The organism is Stenotrophomonas sp. Steno-Z4, assembly GCF_056393145.1.
The window spans coordinates 1-242 of sequence record NZ_JBWJPC010000025.1 but is presented as its reverse complement, the minus strand read 5'-3'; the positions used below and the strand labels follow the sequence as shown (position 1 = coordinate 242).

Below are 242 nucleotides of genomic sequence, written 5' to 3'. Positions count from 1 at the left end.
GGCGGCCGTCACACCCCGTTCTTCAACGGCTACCGCCCGCAGTTCTACTTCCGTACCACCGACATCACTGGCGCCGCCAAGCTGCCGGAAGGCGTCGAGATGGTGATGCCGGGTGACAACGTGAAGATGGTCGTGACCCTGATCAACCCGGTCGCCATGGACGAAGGCCTGCGCTTCGCGATTCGTGAAGGCGGCCGTACCGTCGGCGCCGGCGTGGTCTCCAAGATCATCAAGTAATCTGC

The 242-nt window shown here is 63.2% G+C and carries 1 protein-coding gene; it reads left to right on the top strand.

What is annotated here, in order from left to right; genetic code table 11:
- Positions 1–237 (top strand): EF-Tu C-terminal domain-related protein (locus AC06E7_RS19105; protein WP_478065607.1); only part of this gene is annotated, 237 nt, incomplete at its 5' end.
- Positions 238–242 lie beyond the last annotated feature (5 nt).